This window comes from Streptomyces sp. BE303 (assembly GCF_036290945.1).
In the GTDB taxonomy this organism is placed as follows: domain Bacteria; phylum Actinomycetota; class Actinomycetes; order Streptomycetales; family Streptomycetaceae; genus Kitasatospora.
Window position 1 is genome coordinate 137016 of record NZ_JAQYWZ010000814.1, and the last position, 26333, is coordinate 163348.

At 74.4% G+C, this 26333-nt stretch carries 17 protein-coding genes and 2 pseudogenes; 7 read left to right on the top strand and 12 right to left on the bottom strand.

The features are described from left to right. Positions 1 to 98: 98 nt before the first annotated feature. The 3 genes from PUR56_RS27710 to PUR56_RS27720 form a co-directional block, all read right to left on the bottom strand. Positions 99 to 764: a response regulator transcription factor gene (locus PUR56_RS27710; RefSeq protein WP_329950921.1), complete on the bottom strand. Its 666-nt coding sequence runs from the start codon at positions 762 to 764 to the stop codon at positions 99 to 101. Then, entirely contained in the window at positions 752 to 2074 is a 1323-nt protein-coding gene (locus PUR56_RS27715; RefSeq protein WP_329950973.1) for a sensor histidine kinase, read from the bottom strand. Before PUR56_RS27715 ends, PUR56_RS27710 begins: the two co-directional genes overlap by 13 nt. A gap of 333 nt (positions 2075 to 2407) precedes the next feature. Then, the gene (locus tag PUR56_RS27720; RefSeq protein ID WP_329950922.1) at positions 2408 to 3412 is read right to left on the bottom strand and encodes a DMT family transporter; all 1005 of its coding nucleotides are present in this window, start codon (positions 3410 to 3412) and stop codon (positions 2408 to 2410) included. A gap of 115 nt (positions 3413 to 3527) precedes the next feature. Between PUR56_RS27720 and PUR56_RS27725 the strand changes: the two genes are divergently transcribed. The 3 genes from PUR56_RS27725 (at position 3528) to PUR56_RS27735 (ending at position 6768) form a co-directional block, all read left to right on the top strand. After that, positions 3528 to 4418, top strand: coding sequence for a LysR family transcriptional regulator substrate-binding protein (locus PUR56_RS27725; RefSeq protein ID WP_329950923.1), 891 nt, complete (start codon positions 3528 to 3530; stop codon positions 4416 to 4418). Positions 4419 to 4651: 233 nt separating this feature from the next. Next, complete coding sequence (locus tag PUR56_RS27730; protein WP_329950924.1) at positions 4652 to 5563, top strand: hypothetical protein; 912 nt, start codon at positions 4652 to 4654, stop codon at positions 5561 to 5563. A 341-nt stretch (positions 5564 to 5904) separates the two neighbouring features. Then, positions 5905 to 6768 (top strand): thermonuclease family protein, encoded by an 864-nt coding sequence (locus PUR56_RS27735; protein WP_329950925.1) that lies wholly within the window; start codon positions 5905 to 5907, stop codon positions 6766 to 6768. A 106-nt stretch (positions 6769 to 6874) separates the two neighbouring features. Here the strand turns inward: PUR56_RS27735 and PUR56_RS27740 are convergent, their stop codons facing one another. Both PUR56_RS27740 and PUR56_RS27745 read right to left on the bottom strand, forming a co-directional pair. After that, positions 6875 to 7777, bottom strand: coding sequence for a geranyl diphosphate 2-C-methyltransferase (locus PUR56_RS27740; RefSeq protein ID WP_329950926.1), 903 nt, complete (start codon positions 7775 to 7777; stop codon positions 6875 to 6877). A gap of 15 nt (positions 7778 to 7792) precedes the next feature. Next, positions 7793 to 8914 (bottom strand): annotated as a pseudogene (locus tag PUR56_RS27745) (family 2 encapsulin nanocompartment cargo protein terpene cyclase); the annotation flags it as partial. A gap of 867 nt (positions 8915 to 9781) precedes the next feature. Here PUR56_RS27745 and PUR56_RS27750 point away from each other — a divergent pair. After that, entirely contained in the window at positions 9782 to 11059 is a 1278-nt protein-coding gene (locus tag PUR56_RS27750) for a serine hydrolase domain-containing protein (protein ID WP_329950927.1), read from the top strand. 236 nt (positions 11060 to 11295) lie between these two features. Here PUR56_RS27750 and PUR56_RS27755 read toward each other — a convergent pair whose 3' ends face one another. Further along, on the bottom strand, positions 11296 to 12192 hold the full coding sequence (locus PUR56_RS27755; RefSeq protein WP_329950928.1) for a serine protein kinase RIO: 897 nt from the start codon (positions 12190 to 12192) through the stop codon (positions 11296 to 11298). Positions 12193 to 12556: 364 nt separating this feature from the next. Further along, positions 12557 to 12646, bottom strand: a pseudogene (locus tag PUR56_RS27760) (flavodoxin family protein); the annotation flags it as partial. A gap of 100 nt (positions 12647 to 12746) precedes the next feature. Here PUR56_RS27760 and PUR56_RS27765 point away from each other — a divergent pair. Beyond that, positions 12747 to 14063 (top strand): NAD(P)/FAD-dependent oxidoreductase, encoded by a 1317-nt coding sequence (locus PUR56_RS27765; protein ID WP_329950929.1) that lies wholly within the window; start codon positions 12747 to 12749, stop codon positions 14061 to 14063. A gap of 29 nt (positions 14064 to 14092) precedes the next feature. Here PUR56_RS27765 and PUR56_RS27770 read toward each other — a convergent pair whose 3' ends face one another. The 5 genes from PUR56_RS27770 to PUR56_RS27790 form a co-directional block, all read right to left on the bottom strand. Beyond that, on the bottom strand, positions 14093 to 14821 hold the full coding sequence (locus PUR56_RS27770; protein WP_329950930.1) for a DUF5995 family protein: 729 nt from the start codon (positions 14819 to 14821) through the stop codon (positions 14093 to 14095). Between the two features lie 146 nt (positions 14822 to 14967). After that, positions 14968 to 15384: a YrdB family protein gene (locus PUR56_RS27775; RefSeq protein ID WP_329950931.1), complete on the bottom strand. Its 417-nt coding sequence runs from the start codon at positions 15382 to 15384 to the stop codon at positions 14968 to 14970. A 269-nt stretch (positions 15385 to 15653) separates the two neighbouring features. Then, on the bottom strand, positions 15654 to 18821 hold the full coding sequence (locus PUR56_RS27780) for an acyltransferase family protein (RefSeq protein ID WP_329950932.1): 3168 nt from the start codon (positions 18819 to 18821) through the stop codon (positions 15654 to 15656). Positions 18822 to 18837: 16 nt separating this feature from the next. Further along, positions 18838 to 20550: a glycosyltransferase family 2 protein gene (locus PUR56_RS27785; RefSeq protein WP_329950933.1), complete on the bottom strand. Its 1713-nt coding sequence runs from the start codon at positions 20548 to 20550 to the stop codon at positions 18838 to 18840. A 401-nt stretch (positions 20551 to 20951) separates the two neighbouring features. Continuing rightward, positions 20952 to 22394: a glyceraldehyde-3-phosphate dehydrogenase gene (locus tag PUR56_RS27790; RefSeq protein ID WP_329878405.1), complete on the bottom strand. Its 1443-nt coding sequence runs from the start codon at positions 22392 to 22394 to the stop codon at positions 20952 to 20954. A 264-nt stretch (positions 22395 to 22658) separates the two neighbouring features. On the opposite strand from PUR56_RS27790, the gene cobF reads away from it, so the two are divergent. Both cobF and PUR56_RS27800 read left to right on the top strand, forming a co-directional pair. After that, positions 22659 to 23417, top strand: coding sequence for a precorrin-6A synthase (deacetylating) (cobF, locus tag PUR56_RS27795; RefSeq protein WP_329950934.1), 759 nt, complete (start codon positions 22659 to 22661; stop codon positions 23415 to 23417). A 602-nt stretch (positions 23418 to 24019) separates the two neighbouring features. Beyond that, positions 24020 to 26092 carry an aminodeoxychorismate/anthranilate synthase component II gene (locus PUR56_RS27800; protein ID WP_329950935.1) on the top strand — a complete coding sequence of 691 codons (2073 nt, stop codon included), beginning with the start codon at positions 24020 to 24022 and terminating at the stop codon, positions 26090 to 26092. The last annotated feature ends 241 nt before the right edge of the window (positions 26093 to 26333 follow it).

A 26333-nucleotide genomic window follows, 5' to 3' on the forward strand; every position in this document is an offset into this window, starting at 1 on the left:
GGGAGAACATCGGCCGGTGGCCGGTCTCCGGCTCGGCCACGTGCCAGGAGACCGGAGAGCGTCAGCGGGTGGTGACCCGGCCCTTGGACGTCCGGCGGCTACTCGCCGCGCTGATCGGCGAGGTGGGCCAGGACGGCGAGGACGCGCCGGTTGCCCTCGGCCGGGTCGAGGTCCAGCTTCATGAAGATGTTCCCGCAGTGCTTGACCACCGAGGCCTCGGTGATGTTCAGCCGGGCGCCGAGGGCCTGGTTGTTCAGGCCCTCCGCCATCAGCCCCAGCACCTCGCGCTCGCGCGGGGTGAGCCGGCCGAGCGGCCGGTCCGCGGAACGGCCCCGGAGCAGGACGCGGACCACCTCCGGGTCGATCACCGTCTCACCGGCGGCCACCCGGCGCAGCGCGTCCAGGAAGTCGCCGACGTCGCCGACCCGGTCCTTGAGGAGGTAGCCGAGCCCGGCCTGCTGCGCGCCCGCGGCACCGAGCAGCCGGGTGGCGTACGGGGTGGCCACGTACTGGGAGAGGACCAGGACGGGCAGGTCGGTGTGGCGCTCGCGGAGTTCCAGGGCGGCGCGGAGTCCCTCGTCGTGGAAGCCGGGTGGCATCCGGACGTCGGTGACGACGGCGTCCGGCCGTTCGGCGTCCACGGCGTCGGCGAGCGCGGCCGCGTCGCCGACGGCGGCGACCACCCGGTGGCCGCCCCGGGTGAGCAGTTCGACGAGGCCGGCCCGGAGCAGGACGGCGTCCTCGGCGATGACTAGCCGGAGCACGGCACCTCCAGCCGGAGCCTGGTCGGCCCGCCGGTCGGGCTGGTCACCATGAGTCGTCCTCTCAGGATCGCGACCCGGTCGGCCAGTCCCTGGAGCCCGGCCCCGGCGGCCGGGTCGGCTCCGCCGCGGCCGTCGTCGGTCACCTGGACCACCAGCCGGCCGTCCGCGACCCGTCCGTGGACGCTGACGGCGGTGGCACCGCTGTGTTTGGCGGCGTTGGTGAGGGCCTCGGTGACCGTGAAGTAGGCGGTGCTCTCGACCGGGCCGGGCAGCCGGCCGGGCAGGTCGAGGTCGACCTCGACGGGGACCGGGTGGCGCAGCGCGATCTCGGCGACGGCCGCGGCGAGCCCGTGGTCGGTGAGCACCTGGGGGTGGATGCCGCGGACCAGGTCGCGCAGCTGTTCCAGCGCCAGCCGGGCCTCGGCCCGGGCACGGTCGACGAGCACGGCGGCCGGGTCCTCGTCGGTCCGGCCTCCCGGTCCACCCGCCCGGCCGTCGCGCTCGTCGGCCCCCGCACCCGGCGGGTGGGCCCGCTCGCGCAGTTCGTGGGCGGCGAGGCCGAGCGTCATGGTGAGGGCGACGAGCTGCTGCTGGGCACCGTCGTGCAGGTCGCGCTCGATGCGGCGCCGCTCGGCCTCGAAGGCGTCGGCCAACCGGGCCCGGGAGCGGGTCAGTTCGACGACCTGGCGACCGAGGTCCTCCTCCCGCGGGCCGAGCAGCAACCGGGCCAGCCGGACGTGGGCGGTGGTCAGCAGCGCGCCGCCGTAGGAGCCGAGCAGCAGGCCGACGAGGCCGGCCCCGGTCGCCGGGAGCGCGTGGAGCGGCCCCGGGACGGCATGGCCGGGGATCAGCATGACGGTCTCGGGGGCGAGCGCCCACACCACGACCGGGCTGACGACCAGGGCCGCGGAGAACACCAGCAGGGCGGTCAGGCCGAGTCCGGCGGCGGTGAGCACCGGACCGACCAGCGCGGTGTGGGCGAGTTCGCGCCAGGTCGCGCGCTCGCGCAGACGGGTCCGCAGCCGGGCGCGACGGCCGGCGCCGGGCAGCGCCCGGTGCGGGTCCGGCACGGCGTTCGGTTCGACCAGCCGGAGCCGGCGGCGTTCGAGGGCGCCGGCGGGCAGGCCGGCGAGGGCGACGGCGAGCAGCAGCGGCAGGCCGATGCCGGCCACGGAGAGGGCGAGTCCGAGCAGTGCGAGGACGACGAGGAGCACCGTCGTCAGCAGCCCGATCAGGGCGCCGCCGACCAGGTAGGCCCAGCAGCGCACCGTGTGGGGCGTGAACGGGAAGCGGAGCGGTCGGGCGCGCAGCGCGGCCCAGACGGCGACGGGCGGCGACGGCGACGGCGGTTCGGGGCCGTCGGCCGGGGGCTCGTTCGCCGCGAGCCCGGCGCGGAGGGGCCCACCCGCGCGCCCGGCGGCCGGCGCGGCCTCGACCACACCGGACGTACCCGGCGCGGAGTCGTCCGCCGTCGCGGCGTCCGCCGTCGGGGCGTCCGGCGCTGGGGCGTCCGCCGTCACGGCGTCCGGCACCGGGAAGTCCGACGCAGGCGCGTCCGGTGCGGCGCCACCCGGGTACCCGCCACGAAGGGCCGTGCTCGTACGGCCTCCGCCACCTGCCCGCCCCTTGCCCATCAACCCACCCTAACCGACCGGCTGACGCGCCTTCCGGCGGCTCGGGAAGCCCCGGCGGCTCCGACCGTCCCCGCCACCTGCCCCGCCGCCGGCCTCACCGCCCGCCCCCGCCCCCGCCCCGGCGGGGGCCGGGGGCCGGGTGAGGGCGACCGCGGCGATCACGGCGAGCCCGCCGAACAACGCGTTCCAGCCGACCGGCTCCGCGAGCAGGAGGGCCCCGAGCGCCGTCGACCAGAGCGGGGTCACGTAGGTGACGGCGGCGGCCACGGCGGTGCCCGCCGTGCGGACCAGGTTGAGGCTGAGGATGTAGGCCACTCCGGTGCCGAGGGCGCCGAGCACCAGCAGCGCGGCGGCCGGTCCGGCGCCGGGCCAGTGCGGGGCACCGGCGACGAAGGGTGCGACCAGGAGCAGTTCGGCACCACCGCAGGCGATCTGCACGGCGGACAGGGCGGTCGCCGACTCCGGGCGGCCCGCGAGGTGGCGCCGCAGGTAGGCGAACCCGGCGCCGTAACAGCAGGCGGCGGCCAGGCAGGCCAGACCGCCGACCGCGTCGACGGAACCGGCGCCGGCGCCGCGCCAGACGCCCAGGACGGTGAGCACCCCGGCGAAGCCGAGGCCGAGGCCGGCGAGCCGGCGCGGGCCGGGGCGGCGTTCCCCGGCGACGGTGGCGACCGCGAAGAGCAGGGTGAACAGCGGGGTGGTGGCGTTCAGCACGCCGGCCAGCACCGAGCTGACCCGCGTCTCGCCGTAGGAGAAGAGGACGAACGGCGCCGCGTTCAGCAGGACGGCCGCCACCGCGGAGTGGCCCCAGGTGGCGAGCGAGCGCGGGGCGGCCTCCCGGCGGACGGCGAGGATCGCCCAGAGTGCCGCGGCGCCGAGGAGGCATCGCCAGCAGGCCACCCAGACCGGCGGCACGCCCGCGTCGACGGCCACCTTGATCAACGCGAAGCTCGCGCCCCAGATCGCCGACAGTGCCACGAACCCCGGCCACCAGCGCTGCCGCACCCGGACCACCCGCCCTTCCTCGTCGCCCCGACCGGGTGTCCCGGCCGACCGCGTGGACAGAGGGTGGCTCGTCGGCGGACCATGAGTCCAACAAGTCATGGTGCGCAGCAGATGAGGAAGTCTCATGACCCCCGAGGTGAACCTGGCCCAGCTCAGGGCGCTGGTCGCGGTGGCCGACGCGGGCGGCTTCGGGGCGGCGGCGGCCGAGCTGGGCATCAGCCAGTCCGCGGTCTCGCACGCGGTGGCGGCCCTGGAACGGGTCCTGGGCGCGCCCGTGCTGCACCGGGCCGCACCGGCCCGGCCGACCCCGCTGGGCGAACGGATCCTGCCGCACGCCCGGACGGCGGTCGCCTCCGCGGCGGCCGTCCGCACGATCGCCGCCCGCCACTCGGGCGGGCTCACCGGAACGGTCCGGCTGGCCGCGCCCACGACCGTCTGCCAGGGGCTGCTGCCCGGGCTGCTGCACGACTGGCGGGCCGCGCACCCGCGGCTGACCGTGCGGGTCTTCGAGGGCGAGGACGACGAACTGACCGCCTGGCTGGAGGCGGGCACCGTGGACGCGGCGGTCCTGATCGACACGACCCAGGTGCCGCCGGGCGCGGTCACGCTCGGCTCGGACGCCATGCACGCGCTGCTCCGTCGCGACCATCCGCTGGCGGGGGAGGACACCGTGGACGTGGCCGAGCTGGAGGACGACGACTTCCTGCTCTCCGAGGGCGGTTGCGAACGCCAGATCCGGGAGGCGTACCGCCGGGCGGGCGTCCGGTTCGCACCCCGGCACCGGATCCGGGACCTCAACACGCTGATCGGCATGGTGCACGCGGGCGTGGGCGTCTCGGTGATGCCCTCGCTGGCGCAGCCGATGCTTCCGGCGGACTGCGTGCTCGTCCCGATCCGGCCCGCCGTGCACCGGACGCTCACACTCACCGGTCCGACCGGTCGACCGTGGTCCCCGGCGGTCGCGGGCCTGCTGACCGCCGTCCGCGCCGAGCGGATCGAGGCCCGCCCGTCCTGACCAACTACGCGTCACCGCAAGTGACTTGATGCTGAGTCGCTTGTACCGCAGGAGCCGCCCGAACGGAATCCGCATTTCGTCGTACGACATGCGGGGGGACCGCGGGCGAGGATGGCCGTGGCATGTTCGCGCTGAACGGTCAAGGCGGGGCGCCACATCCCCGCCGCCGTGGTCTCTCTCCGCACGTACCCGCACCTCACCCGAAGGCAGGTACTCCGATGAACCTCCGCGCCATGACCCACAAGCTCCTCCTCACCGGCGCCGCCGTCGCCCTCGGCGGCACGCTGGCCACCCTCCCGGCGCAGGCCGCCGGGCTCTCCCCCGCACCGGTCGCAGCCGCCGCACCGGCCGCGACCGCCGCGGTCGCGGCCTCCCCGCTGCTCGCCGCGCTCTCGCCCGGCGGCGCCGGGGTCCACCAGTGGAACGGATCCGCCTGGATCCAGGTCGGCGGCCCGGCGGGCACCGTCGTGAGCGGCGGCGGCGTCCTGGCCGCCACCAACCCCACCACCGGGGACCTCTACCGCTACGACGGCGCCGCGTGGTCCCGGATCGGCGGCCCCGGACGCCAGTTCGCGATCGACGGCTCCGGCCGCATCTACGGCCTGTCCCCCGACGGCAGCGGCGTCTTCCAGTGGAACGGCGGCACCTCCTGGACCCAGGTCGGCGGCCCCGCCGGCACCATCACCGCCGGAGGCGGCAACACCCTGATCGCCACCAACCCCACCACCGGCGACGTCTACCGGTACAACGGGGCGGCCTTCAACTGGTCCCGGATCGGCGGGCCCGGGCGCCAGTTCGCCGTCGACGGCTCCGGCCGGATCTTCGGACTCACCCCCGACGGCAGTGCCGTCTTCCAGTGGAACGGCGGCACCGCCTGGACCCAGGTCGGCGGCCCCGCCGCCACCATCACCGCCGGCGGCGGCAACACCCTGATCGCCACCAACCCCACCACCGGCGACGCCTACCGGTCCTTCGGCTCCGGCTCCGGCTGGGCCCGGATCGGCGGACCGGGCGCCGAGTTCGTGATCGACGGCGTCGGCCGGATCTTCGCCCTGTCCCCCGACCGCGGCGGCGTCTTCCAGTGGCTCAACGGCACCACGTGGAACCGGATCGGCGGCCCGGCGGGCCGACTCACCGCCTCCTGACCGTCCGACACCGATCCGAATGACCGACCGACCGGCTGACCCACGGCCCCACTGACCGCCCGACCGGAGAACGCCCCGGTGCCGATCCCCCCGGCACCGGGGCGTTCCCGTCCCCCGCGCCGGGGAGCACCGCACGACAGCCCCCACCGGGTCGCGCGCCGGACCGGCGACGCGCCGAACGGGGAACGCCGGGGGGTGATTGAACCGGATCGGACACGAACCTACAGTGGCGCCACCCCGCCGCCTCCCACCACCGGGGCCGCACCGGCCGTGACGGACCCCCACGGACCGGCACCCCCGACCGGGCGGGCGGCCTCCGTCGCCACCACGAAGAGGCTGCCATGACGATGCTCCTGGTCCACGGCTCGTTCAAGATCATCGGTTCCGAGCCGGACGGCGACACCGTCCGCTTCGTCCCGCTCGATCCGAAGGCCTGGGACCGGCTCCCCGGCTGTCCGGTCAAGCACAGCGCCGCCACCGGCGAGACCAGACTGCGGCTCGACGCCGTGGACGCCCTGGAGACCCACTACGACCGGACCGGCCCCGAGGTCAGCCAGCCGCACGAGTTCGCCCACGCCGCCCGGGACGCGCTGCTCGCCTTCCTCGGCTTCAGCCACGTCCAGCACGAGGGAGAGAAGGTCGTCGCCGCCACTCCCGCCACCACGCCCGGCTGGATCGCCACCCTCGGCGCCGACAACCTCGGCCGCTGCGTCGCCCTGGTCGGCGTCGGCGCCCCGCCCGGCGCCGACGGCAGCCAGGTCCAGATGGACGTCCCGCTGCTGCGGACCACCGCCAACCACGACCTGCTCTCCAGGGGGCTGGCCTACCCCACCTTCTACAGCAAGCTCTTCGCGGACCTCCGCACCGAACTCACCACCGTCGCCCACCAGGCCCGCACGGAGAAGAAGGGACTCTGGCGGGACGACGTCACCACCTCCGCCACCGGCGCGGTCATCCCCACCATGGAGGCGCTCACCGGCCTGGTGCTGCTGCCCAAGCTGTTCCGGCGGCTGGTCGACCACTTCAACCTGGTCGGGACCTCCCTCACCTGCCTCCCCGCCTTCCTCGCCGGGGCGCAGGACGAGGTCAAGGTCATCCCGACCGACCGGACCGAGCTGAGCCTCGAACCGCTGGTCCAGGTCCTCGACGGCAACGCCGTGCGGATGACCGTCGAGGTCGAGGACCTCGTCTTCAGCGAGGGCTGAGCGGGCGCCGCCCCGGCGCGGGCCCGGACACACCGCCGCCGCCCGCGGCCCGGCGGCTGGCCGGGCCGCGGGCGGCGGACAGCGGTGCGCGTCGGGCGCCGTCCCGTCAGACGCGGTCGGCGGCGATCAGGACGTACTGGAAGGAGCCGTCCCGGTACGAGTTGATGAACGCCTCCTCGATGCCCGTGACCAGCGAGGACGCGGTGGCCCGCAGCTCCCAGTAGGGCAGGGTCGCCGGGGTCAGGTCGATGACGGCGGCGGGCACCAGCCGGTTGTCGGCCATGGCCCGCAGGTACTCGCGGCGGGAGTGGATGTTGCACTCGAAGTGCGCGTTGATCTGCGACACGTACTTCGACGGCTGGCCGTAGATGGGGTTCCAGCAGCCCGTGATGGTCACGTACCGGCCGCCCACCGACAGGATGCGGGAGTGCTCGGCGAAGAGGTCGTGCAGGTCGACGTACATGCTGGACTCGTTGTTCCAGGACGAGCGGACCGAGCCGGTGTCGAACGGCGTGGCCAGCATGTTGCAGACCCGGGCGCGGACCGAGTCGTCGATGCCCAGCTCCCGGGCGCGGCGGTTGCCGAAGTCGGCCTGCTTGGCGGAGAGCGTGACGCCCTCGACCTTGGCCCCGAAGCGCTGGTGGGCCATCACCATGGAGCCGCCGCGGCCGCAGCCGGCGTCGACGAGCGTGTCGCCGGCCGTGACGTCGCCGAGGTGGTCCAGGAGGACGCCGGTCTGTGCGGACTCCAGCCGGTGCAGTTCGGCGATCACCTTCTTCTCGCGCTCGCTGTCACCCGGCTCGCCCAGCGCGGAGTGGTCGACGTCGCCGATGCCGTAGTGGTGGTGGTAGAGGCCGTCGACGTCGCCGAGGCGCAGGTTGACGGGCCGTGCCTCATGGTCCCAGTAGCGGGCGATGTCGCCCTGGTAGGGGGTGGCCGGCCCGGGGACGGTGGCGGCGCCGTTCAAGGGGGCGGACCCGTTCAGGGGGGTGATGTCGGTCGTGGTCATCGGTCATCTCCTCGCTTACCAGAAATCAGGCAGGCTGTAGCGGTAGGTGTTGGTCTGGTGCCAGTTGTGGTTGCCGTCGACCCAGACGGCGACGCCGCGCAGGAAGCGCACCACGGTCGGTACCGGGCAGGCGGCGGCCAGGGCGGCCGCCTCCGCCTCGAAGGCGTGCATGAGCTCGTTGTGGACCTCGACGCCCTTCAGGTAGGCGTCCCGCTCGGAGACGCCCTCGCGCTCGGCGATCACCACGGGCAGGTTGAGGTGCCGGCCGGGGCTGGCGAGCTCCTTGGTGTAGGAGTACAGGTCGTTGACGATCGTGGTGGCGTTGGAGGCCAGCGCGATGACCCGTTGCAGGGCGGGCTGGGCGTGGAGGTCCGACGGCAGTTCGTAGCCACCGACCGTGTCCGTGATGGTGGGGCAGGGGCGGAAGTTGTTGAACTGGCGCATCGCCAGGTACTCCCACACCTCGGGGACGTACTCGGTCTCCGACCAGGCGGCCTCGGCGAGGTAGCCGAGGTGGAGGCGGGCCATGTCGTGCCGGAACCGGTCCGCCTGGGCGGGGGTGGCCGTGCGGGTGAAGTAGTCCATCGCGGAGCGGTACGCGCGCCGGGGGGCGTCCGACCCGAGGGACTCCGCCCAGTCCGGCCCGTAGGCCTGCGTGGTGTGGAGCGGGTCGAGCGCGGTGTGGGCGAGCAGGAGCCGCCCACCGAGGCCGACCGGCGAACCGCCGTGGTCCTCGCAGTAGTAGTCGTCGACGGCGTTCTCGGCGGCCATCAGCCGCGTCGCGATCATCAGGTGGTCGACGGTCGGGGCGTCGGGGTGGCAGGTGACCATGTAGCGGCCGAGCGTGAAGCCGTCGAACTGGTCCTCCCACTCCGGCGGGTAGAGCTGGACCTCGTCCTCCGCCCAGGCCTTGATCCGGCGGCTGACCTCCGCCACCCGCTCGGGGTCGGGCTCCGGCACCGGGTGCCAGTACAGGCCGGGGATCGGGTCGCCGGTCTTCGGCGGGCCCGCCTCGGGCGCCGGGCGTGACGTTTCGCCAGCGTCCGAACCGGATGCCTCGGCCACCGCCGGCGCCTCGTCGCGCGGCGCGAAGTGCAGGCCCGCCGTGCCCAGCCCGCTGGGACCGCGAAGGATCCGGTCCAGGGCCACGGAACTCACGACCGCACCGCTTCCGTCCGGACGTGCTCCGGCACGCCTCGCTCGGCCACGGTCCGAGCGTCCTCCGGTACGCGCCGCGCGGCGGCGGGGACGAACCGCGCGCGCCACGGCGTCCGCGGCGTCTCCGGCCTGGTGCCCAGGGGCATGGGGGAGCCTCCCTCCGAGAAGGAACTACAGGGGATGACGGATCGTCATATAACCCGGCGGGAACGGGATCTACGCAAGCGGACCCGTCTCGCTCGCTTCCCAACGGTAGGCGGGGTGGCAGGTCTGGAACGAGCCGAACGATCTTCTACACCCGATCGGGTGAACGTATCCACCTACCGTGTTTGAAGCGCACCGGCGGGGAATCGTCGACCGTTCGACCTCCCTCCACCCGGGGCCGGAACGACTTCCCCGCACGCCAGGGCACCCTCCCCCACCTGTCGGCGGATCCGGCCGACCACACGAACCCGCGCCGATCCCCCGGATCCGAAACCCGCCACCGCCCGGACACGGGCGCCACGCACGGCATCACCCCCGGCCGAAATCGATCCCACGTTCGGTAGAGCTCACGTCAGTTCGATTCCCGGCAGCCTCCCCCGGGCGACCGTCCGGGCGGTGGACAGGGCCGGTGGACGGGGCCGGTGGGCAAGGCCGGTGAACGAGCCGGCGGGTCCGCCGGGATGCGGGCGCGACAGCCGACCGGGGTACAACTTCCCTGCGGTGCGGTCTCCTTCCGGCGGCGTATGCGGGTACCTCCGGGGGCCGAGGAGCGGGTCCTCAGTCAGGGCGACGATCCGGTGGCGAGCAGCCGGGAGGCTGAGGTCGGGGCGGACGCGGTTCGCCCACAACCGAGGAGAAACCGTGAAACGTCGCCTGGCCTACGTCGTGGCCGCAGCGGCCTGTCTCGTCCTGGCCGCGCCCGCGGCCCCCGCGCTCGCTTCGGCGGCGGGCGCCCCGTCCACGGCCGAAGCGGCCGAACCCACCGAGTCCACCGAGTCCACGGCGACCGCCGACGCGGCCGAGGCCGAGGGCGAGGACGGCCGGTCCGACCGGTCCGCCGCCCGGCAGCGCCGGCAGGCCCTGGCGGCGCTGACCTCCGCCGGAGCGGTCTCCGCGATCGCCGAGATCCGCGACCGCGGCGGGGTCTGGCGGGGCGCCTCGGGGGTGTCCGACCTCGCGACCGGCGCGCCCGTACGCGGCGACGGGCGCTTCCGGGCGGGCAGCGTGACCAAGGTCTTCGTCGCCACCACCGTGCTGCAACTGGTCGGCGAGCGCCGCATCGGTCTGGACGACGCCGTGGAGAAGCACCTGCCGGGCCTCGTGCCGAACGGCGCGAACGTCACGGTGCGCCAGCTGCTGAACCACACGTCGGGGCTCTGGGATCCGACCAACGAGAGCGGCGGCATCTTCCCCGAACTGTTCGACCCGGCGGTGTTCCGCGCCTGGTTCGCCGACGGCGGGCTACAGCGCACGGTCACCGCCCGCCAGTTGGTCGCGGCCTCCGCCGCCCACGCGCCGTACTTCGCACCGGGCGCCGAGTGGCGGTACTCCAACACCAACTACGCGCTGCTCGGCCTCCTGATCGAGAAGGCCACCGGGCGCGAGTACGGCCAGGAGATCACCCGGCGCGTCCTGCGGCCGCTCGGGATGGACGACAGCTCGTTCCCCGGCAGCGCGAGCGCGATCCCCGGCCCGCACGCCCACGGGTACTGGACGATCGTCGACGAGGCGGGGCCGGTCCGCACGACGTACGTGGACGTCACCGAGCACAACCCCACCTGGGCCGGCGCCGCGGGGGCGCTGATTTCCAGCACCGACGACCTGGTCCGCTTCGAACGAGCTCTGCTCAGGGGACAGTTGCTGCCCGCTTGGCTGATGCGAGAGATGACGACCGCGGTGCCGACCGAGCCCGGCGGGCACCAGCTCGACTACGGCCTCGGCCTGGCGCGATACCAGCTCTCGTGCGGACCGGTGCTCGGGCACAACGGCGGCATCTTCGGCTACGACACCCAGCTCTGGGGCACCGCCGACCGCCAGGTCGCGCTCTCGTACACCGGCCGCGGCGACGAGAAGGACGAGGCCGCCCAGATCACGGCGATGCGGGCGTTCCTCGAAACGGCTTTCTGCGGCGGCCGCTGAACGGTCGGTCCGGACGGCGGCGGTATGACTCACCGTCCACGCGGCTGACGGGGAACGGGGAGGCGGCCGGAAGTCCACCGGCGGCCTGCGGACGTTGTCGGCGAGGTCCTGGGCGGCGCCTGCGGCGCGGCGGGCGCGTCGATCGCGGCCCAGGAACTCCTGCCGACAGGTGAGCGAGACTCACCACCGCAGGCGCGCCGGACATGGCCGTCGCCGGGGCCTGCCCCGGCGACGGGCTACCGCAGGCGCGTGTCCAGGGCCAGCGAGTCGATGAGCTCCTCGACGCTCCGCTCGGGCAGGCCCCGGGACACGAACCACGCGCCGACGTTGCGCACATCCCGCTCCAGGAACGACAGGCCGCGCGGGTTCGCGATGACGTCCACGATCTGCGGGACGTCGATGATCACCAACTGGCCCTGACGAACCAGGATGTTGTAGGCCGACAGGTCCCCGTGCGCGTAGCCGTCGGCCGCCAGCAGCGACAGGCTGTGGCCGAGCTGCCGCCAAAGATCCCCGATGTCGGCCTCCTCCGAGCGGAGTTGGGCGAGCCGGGGCGCCGCGGTGCCGTCCGCGGTCCCGACGAACTCCATCAGGATCTCGGTCCCGGTGATCTGCACCGGGTAGGGCACGGCCACCCCCGCCGTCCAGAGCCGGCAGAGCGCCGAGAACTCGGCCGCCGCCCACTGGCCGGCGATGGCCTCCTTGCCGAACGCGGTGCGCTTGGCCATCGCCCGGGAGATCCTGGACTCCTTGTGCTGGCGTCCCTCCAGGTAGCCGGAGTCGCGGTGGAACATCCGGTGCTGGGAGTCCCGGTAGCGCTTGGCCGCCATCAGGGTGCGCCGCCCGGTGCCCGGGACACCGCGCTCCAGCAGGAAGACGTCGGCCTCCTTGCCCGTCTTGACGATCCCGAGCTCGGTGTCCACGGCCGCGAGTTCGGTCACCACCCAGGCGGGCCGCGGCTCGGGCCCCTTCTCGGTGGGGGTGGACCGGTCCCAGGTGGACCAGCGGTCGCCCTCCGCCGGACCGTCGGCGGGGGGCGGGGACAGGAGGGCGGACTCGTCGAGGCCGCCCTCGGAGGTGCCGGCCGTCCCGGCGGGGAAGTACTCGGGCTCGAAACCGTCGAACCCGTCCAACCCCTCGGACCGGCGGCCGCGCCGGGACCCGCCCCTGGGACGGATACGGGAGAAGGAATCACTGTCGGAATAACGCTCGCGCACTGCGGTGGCTCCTGAGGAGATGACCCACCGGGGCACGACCGATGCGACGCGCTGTCAGCCGGTGGGGAGAAGACGTACGAGGGGGGCGTATGGCGCGCGCACGAAGGCGCGCCGCATCACGGCGGCAACCATCCGGACACACCTCCTCGTCATCGACTCCTCGCACCGCATCGGCGAGGACACCCAGAACCTAAGCCGCTGCCGCCCCCGGCGCAACCCGTTTATCTCCCCCTCCCACCGGGGCCGGTCCCCATCCACCGGGGCCGGTCGGCGGTGTTGTGTCAGGGTTCTCGGCGTCGAAGCGGCAGCCGGCGTCCCACTCGGAACGCTGGTTGCCGTGGGCGGGGATGCCGCCGGGGGCCGGCAGGACCACCCTCGGGGACGACGACGCCCGCCCCCTGCACGCGTCACCATCATTCCGTCCCCTCGGCCCGGACGACAGCGACAGCGACAGCAGAAGGAGAGCGCCCATGGCCCCGAACGCCTCCCCCGGTACTCCCGGTACTCACGCCTCGTCCACCGCCCCCGTCTCCCCCGCGCGTCCCGCGCACCCGCGCCGGGTCGCCGTCGTCGGCGCCGGGATGGTCGGGCTGGCCACCGCCTGGTTCCTCCAGGAGCACGGCGTCGAGGTCACCGTCCTCGACCGCGAGGACATCTGCGCGGGCGCGTCCCGGGGGAACGCCGGGTGGCTGACGCCGGGGCTGGCGTCCCCGCTGCCGGAACCGGCGGTCCTGCGCTTCGGGCTGCGCGCGGTGTTCGACCCGGCCTCCCCGGTGTACGTGCCCCCGAGCACCGACCCCGGGCTGCTGCGGTTCCTCGCCGGGTTCGTCCGGCACAGCACACCCGGTCGGTGGCGGCGCGGGATGGCGGCGCTGGTCCCGCTGAACCGGCTGGCGCTGCCGGCCTTCGACCTCCTGGCGGCGGGCGGAGTCGCGGCACGGACGCTCCCGGCGGCCTCGTTCCTCGCCGCGTTCCGGACGGCCGCTGAACGGCGGGGTCTGATCACGGAGTTGCACCACCTGCGGGTCGCGGGCCAGCCGGTGGAGCACGAGGTGCTGGACGGCGGGCAGGCCCGGGCGGTGGAGCCGGCGCTCTCGGAGCGGATCGGCGCGGCGGTGCTGCTGCAGGGCCAGCGGTACCTGGACCCGGGCCGATTCGTGCACGCCCTGGCCGAGGCCGTGCGCGGACGCGGCGGGACGATCCTGCCGGGCACCGCCGTCGGGGCGCTCCGGGACCGGGGCGGGCGGGTCGAGCTGTTCACCGGAGACGGGGACGCCGAGGACTTCGACGCGGTGGTGCTGGCGGGCGGCGTCCACCTCGGGGACCTGGCACGCCGGTTCGGCGTGCGGTCGGTCGTCCAGGCGGGTCGCGGCTACAGCTTCGACGTGGCGGTGCGCCGGCCCCCGGCCGGGCCGGTGTACTTCCCGGCGCAGCGGGTGGCCTGCACGCCGTTGGGCGACCGGTTGAGGGTGGCCGGGATGATGGAGTTCCGCCGGCCGGGCGCACCGCTCGACGGCCGCCGGGTCCGGGCGGTCGCGGAGGCGGCGCGACCGCTGCTGGAGGGGGCCGATCTGGACGACCGCCGCAACGTGTGGGTCGGCTCGCGGCCGTGCACGCCGGACGGGCTGCCGCTGGTCGGCGCCACCCGCTCGCCCCGGGTGTTCGTGGCGGGCGGGCACGGGATGTGGGGGATGACGCTGGGCCCGGCCACCGGACGGCTGCTCGCCGAGGCGGTCGCCACGGGGCGTCCCCCGGCCGTGCTGGCACCGTTCGACCCGCTGCGCTGAGCCGTCGGCGTGCGTGTGGGAGGTCGGTGTCAGACGTCGCCGTCCGGCTGCTCCACCGGCGGCAGGACGGGGGTGAGCAGCATCCGTCCGGCGGGGGCGGTGGTGCCGGTGACGGCGGTCAGCGTGGCGTCGTACACCGGGCGGAGGTTGCGCTGGTGCCAGAGGGCCTCGGTGGTGGCCCAGGCCGCGTCCCGGGCGCGGGCGACGGAGAAGCTGGCGACGAGGTGCTTCAGGGGCTCGGCGGCGCGGGTGTCGGCCTTGCCGATCTGCACCTCGAAGGAGGCCCGCACCTCGGCCTCGACCTGGGTGAGCAGTTCGTTGACCTTGAGGTAGTCGGCATGGACGGGCGGGGTGTCGGGCGTGGTGCGGCACTCGATGCAGGTGGTCACGACGGCGAGCGCGAGGTCGTGGTTGATGTGGGCGTTCATCCCGGCGAACGCGAACTGGATCGGCCAGACCACCCGGTCGGCGCGGCCCTCGAACAACGGCTGCCAGGCGGCGTTGACCGGGCGCCCGGTCTCGGCGGCGTCCACGGCGTCGAAGTAGAGGTTGGCGAAGTCGACGTCGAGGTGTTCGACGAACGCCCGGTCCTGGAAGGAGCCGGCAGTCAACCGTTCGCCGACGAGTTCGGTGACGCGCAGGTACATCCGGTTGAAGCAGGCGACGCCGTCCCGCGGGTCCAGCCGGGCCTTGGTCGCGCGCATCCGCTCGATGACCTCGTCGACGCTCTGCGCGGCCCTGGCCCGTGGCTGGGTCATGGGGTTCCCTTCCGTAGCGGTCTCCGGCGGGCGGTCGGCCCACCGGCTGCCACGTATACACACCGGGCACCGCCCCCGGGCCCGCGCGCCGCCCGGACACACCGCCCCCGGTCACCCGAACCGCCGTACGGCCGCGTCGCCTCCCGTCACCCGGCGGGTGCGGCCGTTCCGGGAGCGCGGTCGACGGCCGACGTGCGGAAGGTCTCGGCCACCGCGATGTTGGCGACCGTCACGCCCGCCATGACTCCCGCCGCGACGGGGTGCCCCACCGCCCAGAGAGCGGCGGCGCCGCCACCGAGCACCACCGCCTTGACCGCGAGGACGAGCGGAAGCCCCGGCCGCAGCCGTGCCCGGGGGGCGGCGAACAGCGCCCAGAGCGCGATGCCCGCCAGCGGCGCCCCGACCCCGAGCAGGATCCGCAGGACGCCCTCGTGGCCTGCGCCGAACCCCCACCAGCCCAGCGAGCCCAAGGCGGCGAGTTCGATCAGGAAGGCCAGAACCTCGTTGGCGGCGTACCAGGGCCGTGCACCGGGCCCGGCCTCACCGACGTTGTCCCCCGCCACGCGCGCCTCCTCTGTATCGGTGGCCCCAGCATGACACCGGGCCCGGTGCGGCGGGCAGGGTGGCCACCGCTTCTCGCGGCGACGGGGCGCAGCGACACCGCGTGGAACGCGGCGGGGCGGTGCGGAGGGGCGACGTGTCGGCGCCCACGGGCTCGGCCGCGATCCGTCGGATCGTCCTCCGGTGGAACGCCGCGGGCCGCCACCGGACGCGGCCCGGGCCGGGGAGCACGTGGCTCCCCGGCCCGGGCCGGTCAGTCGCGCCGTACGGGCTACGGCTTGGCCGCGCCCGCGGTCGCGCCCGCTCCTGCGGCCGTTCCCGCACCCGTTCCCGCACCGGCCGTCGTGCCCGACACCGGGCCCGCCTTCGCCGAGACGGCGACGTAGTCGACCCGCATCGGGTGGCCGGGTTCCGTCGCCGGGCCGGGGGTGCCGCCGAAGGCGGCGGGGAGGTTGCCGCCGACGGCGACGTTCAGGATCAGGAACAGCCCGTGGTTGACGGCCCTGTCCCAGGTCGCGCGGTCCATCTGCGCGGCCGCCACCCGGTGGAACTCGCGGCCGTCGAGGTACCAGCGGACCTGTTCGGCGCCGGCCGTGAGGTCGACCTCGACCGCGTACCGGTGGAAGCCGGTGCGGCAGTCCGCGCCGCACGGCTGGTCGCCCGAGCCGAGGCCCCGGGGTTCCTGGCAGGGTCCCCCGTCGAGGACACCGCAGTGCATCGTGCCGAAGACCGTGTCCCGGCCGTTGACCTGCTCCATCACGTCCAGCTCGCCGATGGCCGGCCAGCCGGTGTACCCGTTGCGCAGGTCGGCGCCGAGGGTCCAGAACGCGGGCCAGTACCCGGCGGCGGCGGGGCCGGTGACGTCGGGCAGGGCGAGCGAGGCCTCGATCCGCAGCACTCCGCCGGGCGGCGGCGCGAAGTCGGCGCGACGGGACTCGATCCGGCCCGAGGACCACCGGCCGTTCGCGTCCCGGGTGGGCACGATCTCCAGCGCGCCCTTGCCGTCGAGGCGCACGTTGTCGGTCGAGTCGGTCATCGTCTCGATCTCGCCGGTGCCCCACTGCGGGGCCGGGCAGCCGGGGTAGCAGGTGCCCAGGTCGTACTGCCAGTTGGCGGTGTCGGGGCGGCTGCCGGCCTGGCCGTCGAAGTCGTCCCGGAGCAGGTGGGTCCATCCGTCCGGACCCACCGGGCCCACCGGGGTGCCCGGGCCGCCGGACCCGCCGGGAGCGGCGCCCCTGGCGGGCAGTGCGCCCGCCTCGACCAGCAGCCGCTCCAGTCGCGGAGTCAGGACGACCGCCGCGACGTTGGTCAGGTGCGTGTCGTCCCGGTAGAGCAGGATGCGCTCCAGGACGGCCGGGCAACTCCGCCCGTTGCCGGGGCAGATGACCGAGTTGACCTCGACCGACTGCACGCCGGGCAGCCGGCCGGCGGCGATCTCGTCGGCCAGCGGGTCGGCCCACAGGGCCCGGTCGCGGGAGAACTCGCAGGTGGCCGGGTCGTCGGTGTGGCCGGAGATGCAGGCCGGGACGTCGGTCCCGGGGATCGGGGTGTCGCGCAGGTAGACGATCGGCACGCCCAGCTCGCGCAGCGGCGTCAGGGTCTTCTCCCATCCCCGGAGGAGGAGTTGACGGTCGTCGGTGTAGCGGTTGAGGGTCGAGACGACGATCAGCCGGGGCTTGGGGCCCTCCTTGAGCCGGGCCAGGGCGTTGTCCCGCCAGGTGTCGCACTCCCGGTAGGGGCGACCCAACTGCGGGTTGATCACGTCGAGTTCCGGGAGCGGGCAACCCTGCTTGACCAACTCCTCCAGCGCCCAGCGCCGTTCGGCGGCCATGGCGAGCAGCGCGGAGAACCACTGGCCGGCGTGCGAGTCGCCGAGCAGCACGATCCGGTCCGGGCTGTCCACCACGCCGAACCGGCAGTCGGGGCTGGTGGTGGCGGCCGGCGCCACCTCGCACTCGCCGTCCGGCGGGAAGTCCTTGCGGGCCTGGACGGCGTCCGGGACCACCGCCGGGCCGCCCTTCGGCGGGGCGGCGGTGCGCACCAGCAACGAGGTGCCGTCGGGCGAGCCGGGCGGCAGGCCCTGGAGGTCGACGGGAGAGGCGGGGCCGAGCAGGCGCAGCGTCCCGGTGCCGACGACCAGCGCCAGCATCACCGGGACGACGACCGCGGTGAGCCCCAACGAGAGCCCCCGGCGCGGGAGTTCGGAGACGGTCCGGCTGCGGCGGAGCGGCCGTTCGACCCACCGCATGACGGCGGCGGCGGGCAGCGCGGCGGCGGCGGTGAGCGCCACCTTGACGGGCCAGCCGAGGGCGCCGAACTGCGCGCCGGCGAGGACCAGGACCGGCCAGTGCCAGAGGTAGAGGTTGTAGGAGAGCCGGCCGAGGGCACGCGGCACGCGGGTGCCGAGCACCCGGTCCACGCCGAGGACGGCGGTGGCACCGGCCCGGTCGGGCGTCCCCGCCAGGATCACGGCGGCGGTGCCGAGGGTCGGGACGAGCGCGGCGACGCCCGGGTACGGGGTGGTGTGGTCGTACGCGAGCACGCAGCCGACGACGGCCAGCGCACCGCCCCACCCGACGAGCAGGCGCAGCGACCGCGGCCCGCGCAGCAGGTGCCAGGGCAGCAGGGCGAGCAGGGCGCCGACCCCGAACTGCCAGACGCGGGAGGGCGTGCCGAGGTAGGCGAGCGAGACGGAGTCCTGCGTCCAGTGCAGCGAGAGCGCGAAGGAGCCGACGGTCAGGACGGCCGCGATCACGGCCGCCACGGGCCGGACCGACCGGCCGCGGCCGTCGGGGCGGCCCTTGCGGACCACCCGGAGCACCAGGTAGCAGGTGAGCGCGAGCAGCGGTCCCCAGAAGAGGTAGAACTGCTCCTCGACGGCGAGCGACCAGAAGTGGAGCAGCGGGCTCTCGTCGCGGCCGGCCGCCAGGTAGTCGGTCTGCTGGGCGACGAACCGCCAGTTGGCGACGGAGAGCGCCGCCGCGAGGACGTCGTGCTCCAGGTCGGCTCGGCGCAGCGGGACGGTGAGCCAGGCGCCGACCAGCGCGACCGCGGCGAGCACGATGGCGGCGGACGGCAGCAGGCGCCGGGCCCGGCGGGAGAAGAACTCCCCGAGCCGGATGCGGCCGTTGGTGACGGCCTCGCGCACCAGCAGGCCGGTGATCAGGTAGCCGGAGATGACCAGGAAGACGTCAACGCCGACGAAGCCGCCGGCCAGGCCGGGGACGGAGGCGTGGAAGGCGAGGACGGCGAGGACCGCGACCGCGCGCAGGCCCTCGATGTCGGGCCGGAAGCCCGGCCGGGGCGCCGGGCCCGGGGCATCGGAACCCCGGGAGACGGCGCCCCGGGAGACGGCCCCCGGGGCTCCGGCGCCGCCGGGCGGCGGGCCGGGAATGGTGTAGGCATCCGGACGGAGTTCCGGAACCGCGGGCGTTTCCATGGGTGGTGACGACCTTTCAACCCAGCCAGGGCAGCATCGGGCGGACCCAGCCGGAGGCGAGCAGAGCGGTGAGCACGAGCGTGGCGGTGGCGGCCAGCCCCTCCGGCCAGCGCCGGGGGAGCATGCCGAAGCGGCTCGTGGGTGCGGACGACGCACTGCTTCGGGCGTCCCCCCTGATCTCGCCCACCAGGTCCCGGATCAGCGGTACGCCGATCTGCGCCTGGACCGCGAGGTACAGGCCGAGGCCCCAGTTGGGTTCCCATCCGTAGTGGGCGACGGCCAGGGCGAGCCCGGCCGCGCCGGCGCCGAGCGAGGCGATCAGCCAGGCCAGCGAGACCAGCACGACCTGCCTGGCCAGCCCGCCGGGCTTGGCCTTGCCCGCGCCGGTGGGCACCCAGGCGGCGCTGCGGCCGCGCAGGGTGTGCCAGAACGCGGCGCCGGCGGCGGCGCTCATCAGCACGTTGGAGCGGATCACCTCGATCCGCCAGCGGGTGCGGCTGACCCTGGGCAGCAGGACGTGCCAGAGCCAGAGCGGCGCGAGCATCGGCAGGACGTGCCAGGGCCGGATCTGGTCCGGGTACCAGAACATCATCACCAGCGGCGGCAGTGGCGCGACGAAGATGTTCACGGCGGCGGCGAGGTAGCCGACGATGCCCTCGTAGAAGCAGAGCCGCATCCGCCAGGGTGCGCCGATCCGCTTGAGTTCGGGCGAGCCGAGCAGGTGCAGGTTGCCCATCGCCCAGCGGTACTGCTGGTTGACGAAGGAGGCGAGGTTGTCGGGCGAGGTGCCCTTGGCGACCAGCACCGGCACGTAGAGCGTGCGGTAGCCCTTGGCGTACAGGCCGAGGCCGGTGAAGAGGTCCTCGCTGTGGTCGAGCCGGGCGAAGCCGCCGGCCGCGTCGATGGCGGCGCGCCGGTAGACGGCGTTGCTGCCGCAGCAGATGGCGGCGTCGCTGGCGTCCCGGGACGGCTGGATCCAGCGGAAGAACCACTCCTGCGCGGCGCCGGCGGAGCGCTGGATCCACCCCATCGTCTCGTCGGTGTCGAAGCACTGCGGGCTCTGGACGATGCCGGTCCGCGGGTCCGCGAAGTACGGGACGAGGTGGCGCAGGAAGTCGGGCCTGGGCGCGAAGTCCGCGTCCAGGATCGCGATGAACTCCGCCTTGCTGAGCGTGAGCGCGTGGTTGAGGTTGCCGGCCTTCTTGAGGTGGCCCCGGTCGGGGCGCACCACGTACTCGTAGCCGTGGGCGGCGGCGAGCGCGGCCACCTCGGGCCGGTCGCCGTCGTCGAGCACCCAGACGGTCAGCGCGCCGGGCCAGTCGACCGCGGAGACCGCCCGGTAGGCGTTCTCCAGGATGTCCAACGGCTCACCGCAGGTGGGCAGGTAGAGGTCGACGGTGGGCAGTTCGTCCGGGTCCCAGGCGTGCACGAGGACTTCGTGCGACTGCCGGGTGAGCCGACGGCTGCGCAGGCTGTTGAAGGAGGAGAGGACCAGCGCCACCACGTTCAGCGCCAGTACCGCGAGGAAGATCCAGAGTGCGGGCGTCCGCAGCGCGAACGTGAACATCGTCCCGGCCGTGAAGACGAACGCGGCCGAGGTGGCGACCAGCACCCAACGGCGCTGTGGTCCGAAGTACCAGTAGAGCTCCTGATCCGAAGGAGGTTGAGGAAGGTGCCCGACGGGCTCGGTAAGCCCCGTCCGAACAGGCGGAATCTCTTGGACAGTCATATGGCCCCCACAGCCGTGTTTCTGACAGCTCCACGGTCACAGTACCCCATTGGTATAGACCATTCGCCCACTCGTCCGACGGCCGGACCTCACCCCTGCCCCACTAGACCGACCAGCCCACCCCCGCCCGTAAAGCAGCAGGCCACAGTAGGGTTAACAGTCCTCCAACATCCCTGCGGACACGCCCTCGAAGGGCCGTTCGGGCAGGCCGGAAACCGCCCCACGCACCTCTCGCGGCCCCCTGCGACACACGATTGCCACAGACGCGGAACGCGTGTACACGGACACCGGACGGGCGGACCCACGGCCCGGGCGGGGGCCCGGGCGGGGCGGGGCGGCGAACGACCGTGGGGCGGCGACCGGAGAACCGGTCGCCGCCCCACGGGGGTCGTACTCGTCGATCAGACCGCCGGAGCGGGGAAGGTCGGGAACTCCACGCCGGAGACGTACTGGACGACCCGGATGACCTGGCAGGAGTAGCCGAACTCGTTGTCGTACCACAGGTAGAGGATCGCGTTGTCGCCCTCGACCTTGGTGGCGCCGGCGTCGACGATCGAGGCGTGACGCGAGCCGATGAAGTCGTTCGACACCGCGTCGGGCGCGGTGGTGAAGTCGATCTGGCGCTTCAGCGACGAGGTCAGCGACACCTCGCGGAGGTACTCCAGGACCTCCTCGCGGCTGGTCTCGCGCGCCAGCTGCAGGTTGAGGATCGCGATCGAGACGTCCGGCACCGGCACGCGGATCGAGCTGCCGGTGATCTTCGCCTTGAGGTCCGGCAGCGCCTTGGCGACGGCGGAGGCGGCACCGGTCTCGGTGATCACCATGTTCAGCGGCGCCGAGCGGCCGCGGCGGTCGGCCTTGTGGTAGTTGTCCAGCAGGTTCTGGTCGTTGGTGAACGAGTGGACCGTCTCCACGTGGCCGCGCAGCACGCCGTACTCGTCGTCCATCGCCTTCAGCGGCGGCACGATCGCGTTGGTGGTGCAGGACGCGCAGGAGATGATCTGCTCGTCCGGCTTGACCGTGTCGTGGTTCACGCCGTGCACGATGTTGGGCACGTCGCCCTTGCCCGGGGCGGTCAGCACGACCTTGTCGATGCCGGGGCGGAGGTGCTTCGACAGGCCCTCGCGGTCGCGCCACTTGCCGGTGTTGTCGATCAGGATCGCGTCGTTGATCCCGTACGCCGTGTAGTCGACCTGGGACGGGTCGTCGGCGTAGATCACCTTGATCGCGTTGCCGTTGGCGACGATCGTGTCGTTCGCCTCGTCGACGGTGATGGTGCCCTGGAACTGGCCGTGGATCGAGTCGCGCCGCAGCAGCGAGGCGCGCTTCACGATGTCCTGGTCACCGCCCCGGCGGACGACGATCGCCTTCAGCCGCAGACCGTTGCCGGAGGCCTTCTCGATCAGCAGGCGCGCCACCAGGCGGCCGATGCGGCCGAAGCCGTAGAGCACGACGTCGCGCGAGCCGAAGCGCTCGATCTTGTTGTCGCCGGTGGCACCGGCGACCGCCTCCGCGGTGAACTGCTCCACCGAGAGGCCGCGGCCGTCGGCGCGGTGGGTGGCGGCGAGCATGCCGATGTCGATCTGGGAGGGGCCGAGATCGAGCGCGGTGAGCGCCTGGAGGAAGGGCAGCGTCTCGGTGACCGAGAGCTCCTCGCCGGCTATCTGGCGGGCGAACCGGTGGGTCTTGAGGATGCTGACCACCGACTTGTTCACCAGGGAGCGGCTGTGCAGCAGGACTGTGACGTCCCGCTCCCGGTGCAGTCGGCCGATGATCGGAATCATCGACTCCGCGATCTCCTCGCGGTTTTTCCAGTCCGTGAACACGTCGTCGTTGACAGTCACAAGTCCATCTTTCGAGCTAGGAGGGTGTTCACATGCTAGCTCCGGCCCCGCCCGGTCAACGAAACGGGCCCCGGGGCGCCCTTCCGCCCCACCCTCCCCACCCGCCCCCGGGGCCCCCCGAAACCCACCCGCGGCACCGGCCGCAACACCCGCGGCGCCACCCCCGGGAGCGACTTCCGGGCACCGTCCGGGCGCCTCCCGGAGCGCACCTCCGGAGCCGCCCCCGGCGGTCGACCGGACCGGCCGGACGGCACAATCGCTGTCATGCAGCACATCTTCGTCATCGGCATCGGTGCGGGCGACCCCGACCACCTGACCCTCCAGGCCGCCAAGGCCCTGGCCCGCACCGACGTCTTCTTCATCCTCGACAAGAACGAGGAACGGCAGGACATGATCCGGCTGCGCCGGCAGATCCTCGCCGAGCACGGCCGGCCCGGCCACCGCGTGGTCGGCGTCTCGGACGCGGAGCGGGACCGCACCACCCCCGCGTACGCGGCGGCCGTGGAGGACTGGCGCAGCCGCCGGGCCGACCTGGTCGAGCGGCTGGTCGCCGAGCACCTCGGCCCGGACGAGACCGGCGCGTTCCTGGTCTGGGGCGATCCGAGCCTCTACGACAGCGTCATCGCCGTGATCGACGAGGTCCTCGCCCGCGGCGGAGAGGCGTTCGGCTACGAGGTGGTCCCGGGGATCAGCAGCGTCTCGGCACTCGCCGCCCGGCACCGCACCACGCTGACCCGGGTCGGCCGCCCGGTGCAGATCACCACCGGCCGCCGGCTCGCCGAGGGCTTCCCGGAGGGCGTGGACGACGTGGTGGTGATGCTCGACGGGCGCGCCGCCTTCACCGCGATCGACCCCGAGGGGCTGGAGGTCTTCTACGGCGCCTACCTCGGCACGCCCGACGAGATCCTCGCCGCCGGTCCGCTCGCGGAGACCGCCCCGCGGATCAGCGAGCTGCGCGAGGAGGCCCGGGCGCGCAAGGGATGGATCATGGACACCTACCTGCTCCGCCGCTCGGAGGGCTGACGCCCGGGAGAGCTGACGTTCGGTCATGCGCCGTCCCCGCCAAGGCGGGGGCGGCGCATTCGTGTGTGCGAAGGATCCTTCGGCACGGGTCGGACGGGAAACTCTTGACGTTTGTTGACCGCGAGTAGGTAAGGTTAGCCTCACTTCATAGACAGCGTCCAACAGGAGCTGCAGATGGCCCACCGACCATGCCGTCCGGGCCTCCCTGTCCAGCCCTGTCCGGACCAGGCCCACCCCCGTCGTGCCGGCCCGGACGGTCCCGGCCCCCACCGCAGCGGCTCAGCCCGTCGCGGTGGCACCACCCGTCACGGCCGCGAGGCCCGTCGCTGCGGAACCACCCGTCGCGACGGCACAGCGCGGACCGGTCCCGCCCCCGGGCGGCACGGTCCGGCTCGGGCGGGTGTGGGCGGCACCCGCCACCGCCGCCGCCACCCTCCCGGAGGGACCGCTCCCTTGACGATCCCGCAGACAGCCCCGCACGCCGCACCGGTCGGACGCACCGGGCCGACCCCGACGCGCACCGGGCCACGCACCTCCGCCCCGACCCCGACGCGGGACTCCTCGCCGACCGCACCGCCCGCCACCGCCGGAAGCACGCGGCGATGACCCGGACCGCCCAACGGCTGCTCCGTCTCATCACCGGCCCCACGCCGCCGCCGTTCGCCCTGGTGCACCGCCCCGCAACCACCGGCCCGGGCATCCTCGACGTGCTGACCGGCACGGTGAGCCGCCCGGCCCGGATCGGCGACCTGCCGGTGCCGGACGCCGACGCATCCGGCCGCCACCAGGTCCTCGCGCTCCTCCCCCACCGGCTTCCCGCCGGCCCCGGCGGGACGGCCTCCGACGACGGCGACGCCCTGACCGCGCTCCGCGTCACCGAGCAGGCCCTCGCACCGGTCGCCGAGGTGCTCGGACTGCTGCCCGGCACGCCGGTCGGCCTCACCGGAGCGGGCGCCGAGCCCGACGACGAGGACCCGGCGCCCCTGCGACGGACCGACGCCGGGCGATCCTTCTCGGTCACCGTCACCGACTGGTCGCCCTCCACCGCGCTCGCCCTCTTCCGGCGCCTGCTCGGTCAACAGCCCGGTGCGTACTGGACGTTCGTCCTGCACACCGGCGACCGCGTCCTCCTCGGCGCCTCGCCCCGGCGCCATGTCGGCCTCGACCGCGGCACCATCGCGCTGAACCCGGCCGGCGGTACCTACCGCTACCCGCCCGGCGGGCCGACCACCGAAGGCGTCGTCGCCTTCCTGACCGGCGCGGAGGAGGCCGCCCGGCTCTACCGCGCGGTCGACGAGGGTCTCGGAACGGCGGGCCGGCTCTGTGCGGCCGGCGGCCGGATCGCCGGCCCCCGGCTGCGGACCATGCCCCACCTCGCCCACACCGAGTACCAGGTCGAGGGCCGGACCACCCGCGACGTGCGGACGATCCTGCACGAGACCCGGCCGCCCGCGCCCGCCGTCCGCACCTTCCCGGACGACGCGGGCGGTCCGAGCGGACCGGACGGGCTCGGCGGCCCGGGCCACCACCCCGGCGTGATCGCGCTGATCGGCCGGGACGGACGCGGCCGCCAGGCCCTGGACTCCGCAGTCCTCGCCCGGACCGTCGAGGTCGACGCGACCGGGCGGCTGCGGATCCGCGTCGATCCGGCCCCGGTCCGCGGGTCAGCCCCGGCAGCAGCGACCGCCTGGACGCGGATCGAGGCCGCCGACCTGCTCTCGGCCCTGCGGACCGTCGCGCCCGCTCCGGGGGCGCGCGCGCCGGAACCCTCCGACCTCGGCTCGCAAACGGCGGTCCGCCGGGTCCTCGCCGCCCGGCACGAACCGGTCGCCGCGTTCTGGCAGGCGGAACCGGAGGAACGGGCGCAGCCGATGCCCGCGCTCGAAGGGCGCCGGGTCCTCGTCCTGGACCCCGGGGACACCTTCACCGCCCTGGGCCGGCAGATGCTCACGGCCCTCGGCGCCACCGTCGAGGTCAGCCGGTTCGGCGATCCGCACGGCTCCGACGCGCACCCCCGCCACCCGTTCCGCCCCGACGGGCCCCGCCTGCCCGGACCCGGTCTCCCGGGCCGCGGGCCGGAAGGGCTCGGGCCGGAAGGGCTCGGGCCCCAGGAGCACGGACCGCAGGAGCACGCGGCGGGGAGGCACCACCCGGAGCGGCACCTGCCGGACGGGTTCGGGCTGCCCGGGTCCGGCTTCGACGGGTACGACCTGGTCATGATCGGCCCGGGCCCCGGCGACCCCCGGCAGAGCAGCAACCCCGGGATCGCCCACCTCCGCGGCGCCGTCGCCATGCTCCTCTCGAACGGCACCCCGTTCCTGGCGGTCGGGCTCGGCCACCAGGTGCTCTGCACCCTGCTCGGCCTGGCGGTCGTCCGCAGACCCGCGCCGCAGCGGGGCGTGCGGCGCACCATCGACCTGTTCGGCCGGACCAGGACGGTGGGTTTCCACAACACCTTCGCCGCCCGCTGCGACAACGAGGACTTCCCCTCCATCTGGCGGCCCGGCACCGTCCTGGTCTCCCGCGACGACGTCGACGGCGAGGTCCACGCCCTGCGCGGACCGGACTTCGCCTCCGTGCAGTTCCACCCGGCGTCCGTCCTCACCCGCAACGGCCCCGCGCTCCTCGGCGGCCTCCTCGCCGATCTGCTGACGGCTCCGGTCGGGACGTCCTGAGGCGGGCCGGGAGGCGACCGGCGGCGGCCGAAGCGCGTCCCCCGGACCGGTCGCGGTCCACCTTCCACAGCGGTCACGGTCCGCCTGCCGGGACGGCCCGGCAGGCACCCGCGGCGCTCCCCCGGGCGCGCCCACGGCCCGTGGTGGACCGGGCCGGGGAACCGCCCCGGAGGCCGAGAACGCCAGGTCGCGGGGGCGCGGCGGGCGGTGCGGCGAGCCCCCGCGCGCACCGTGCGACCAC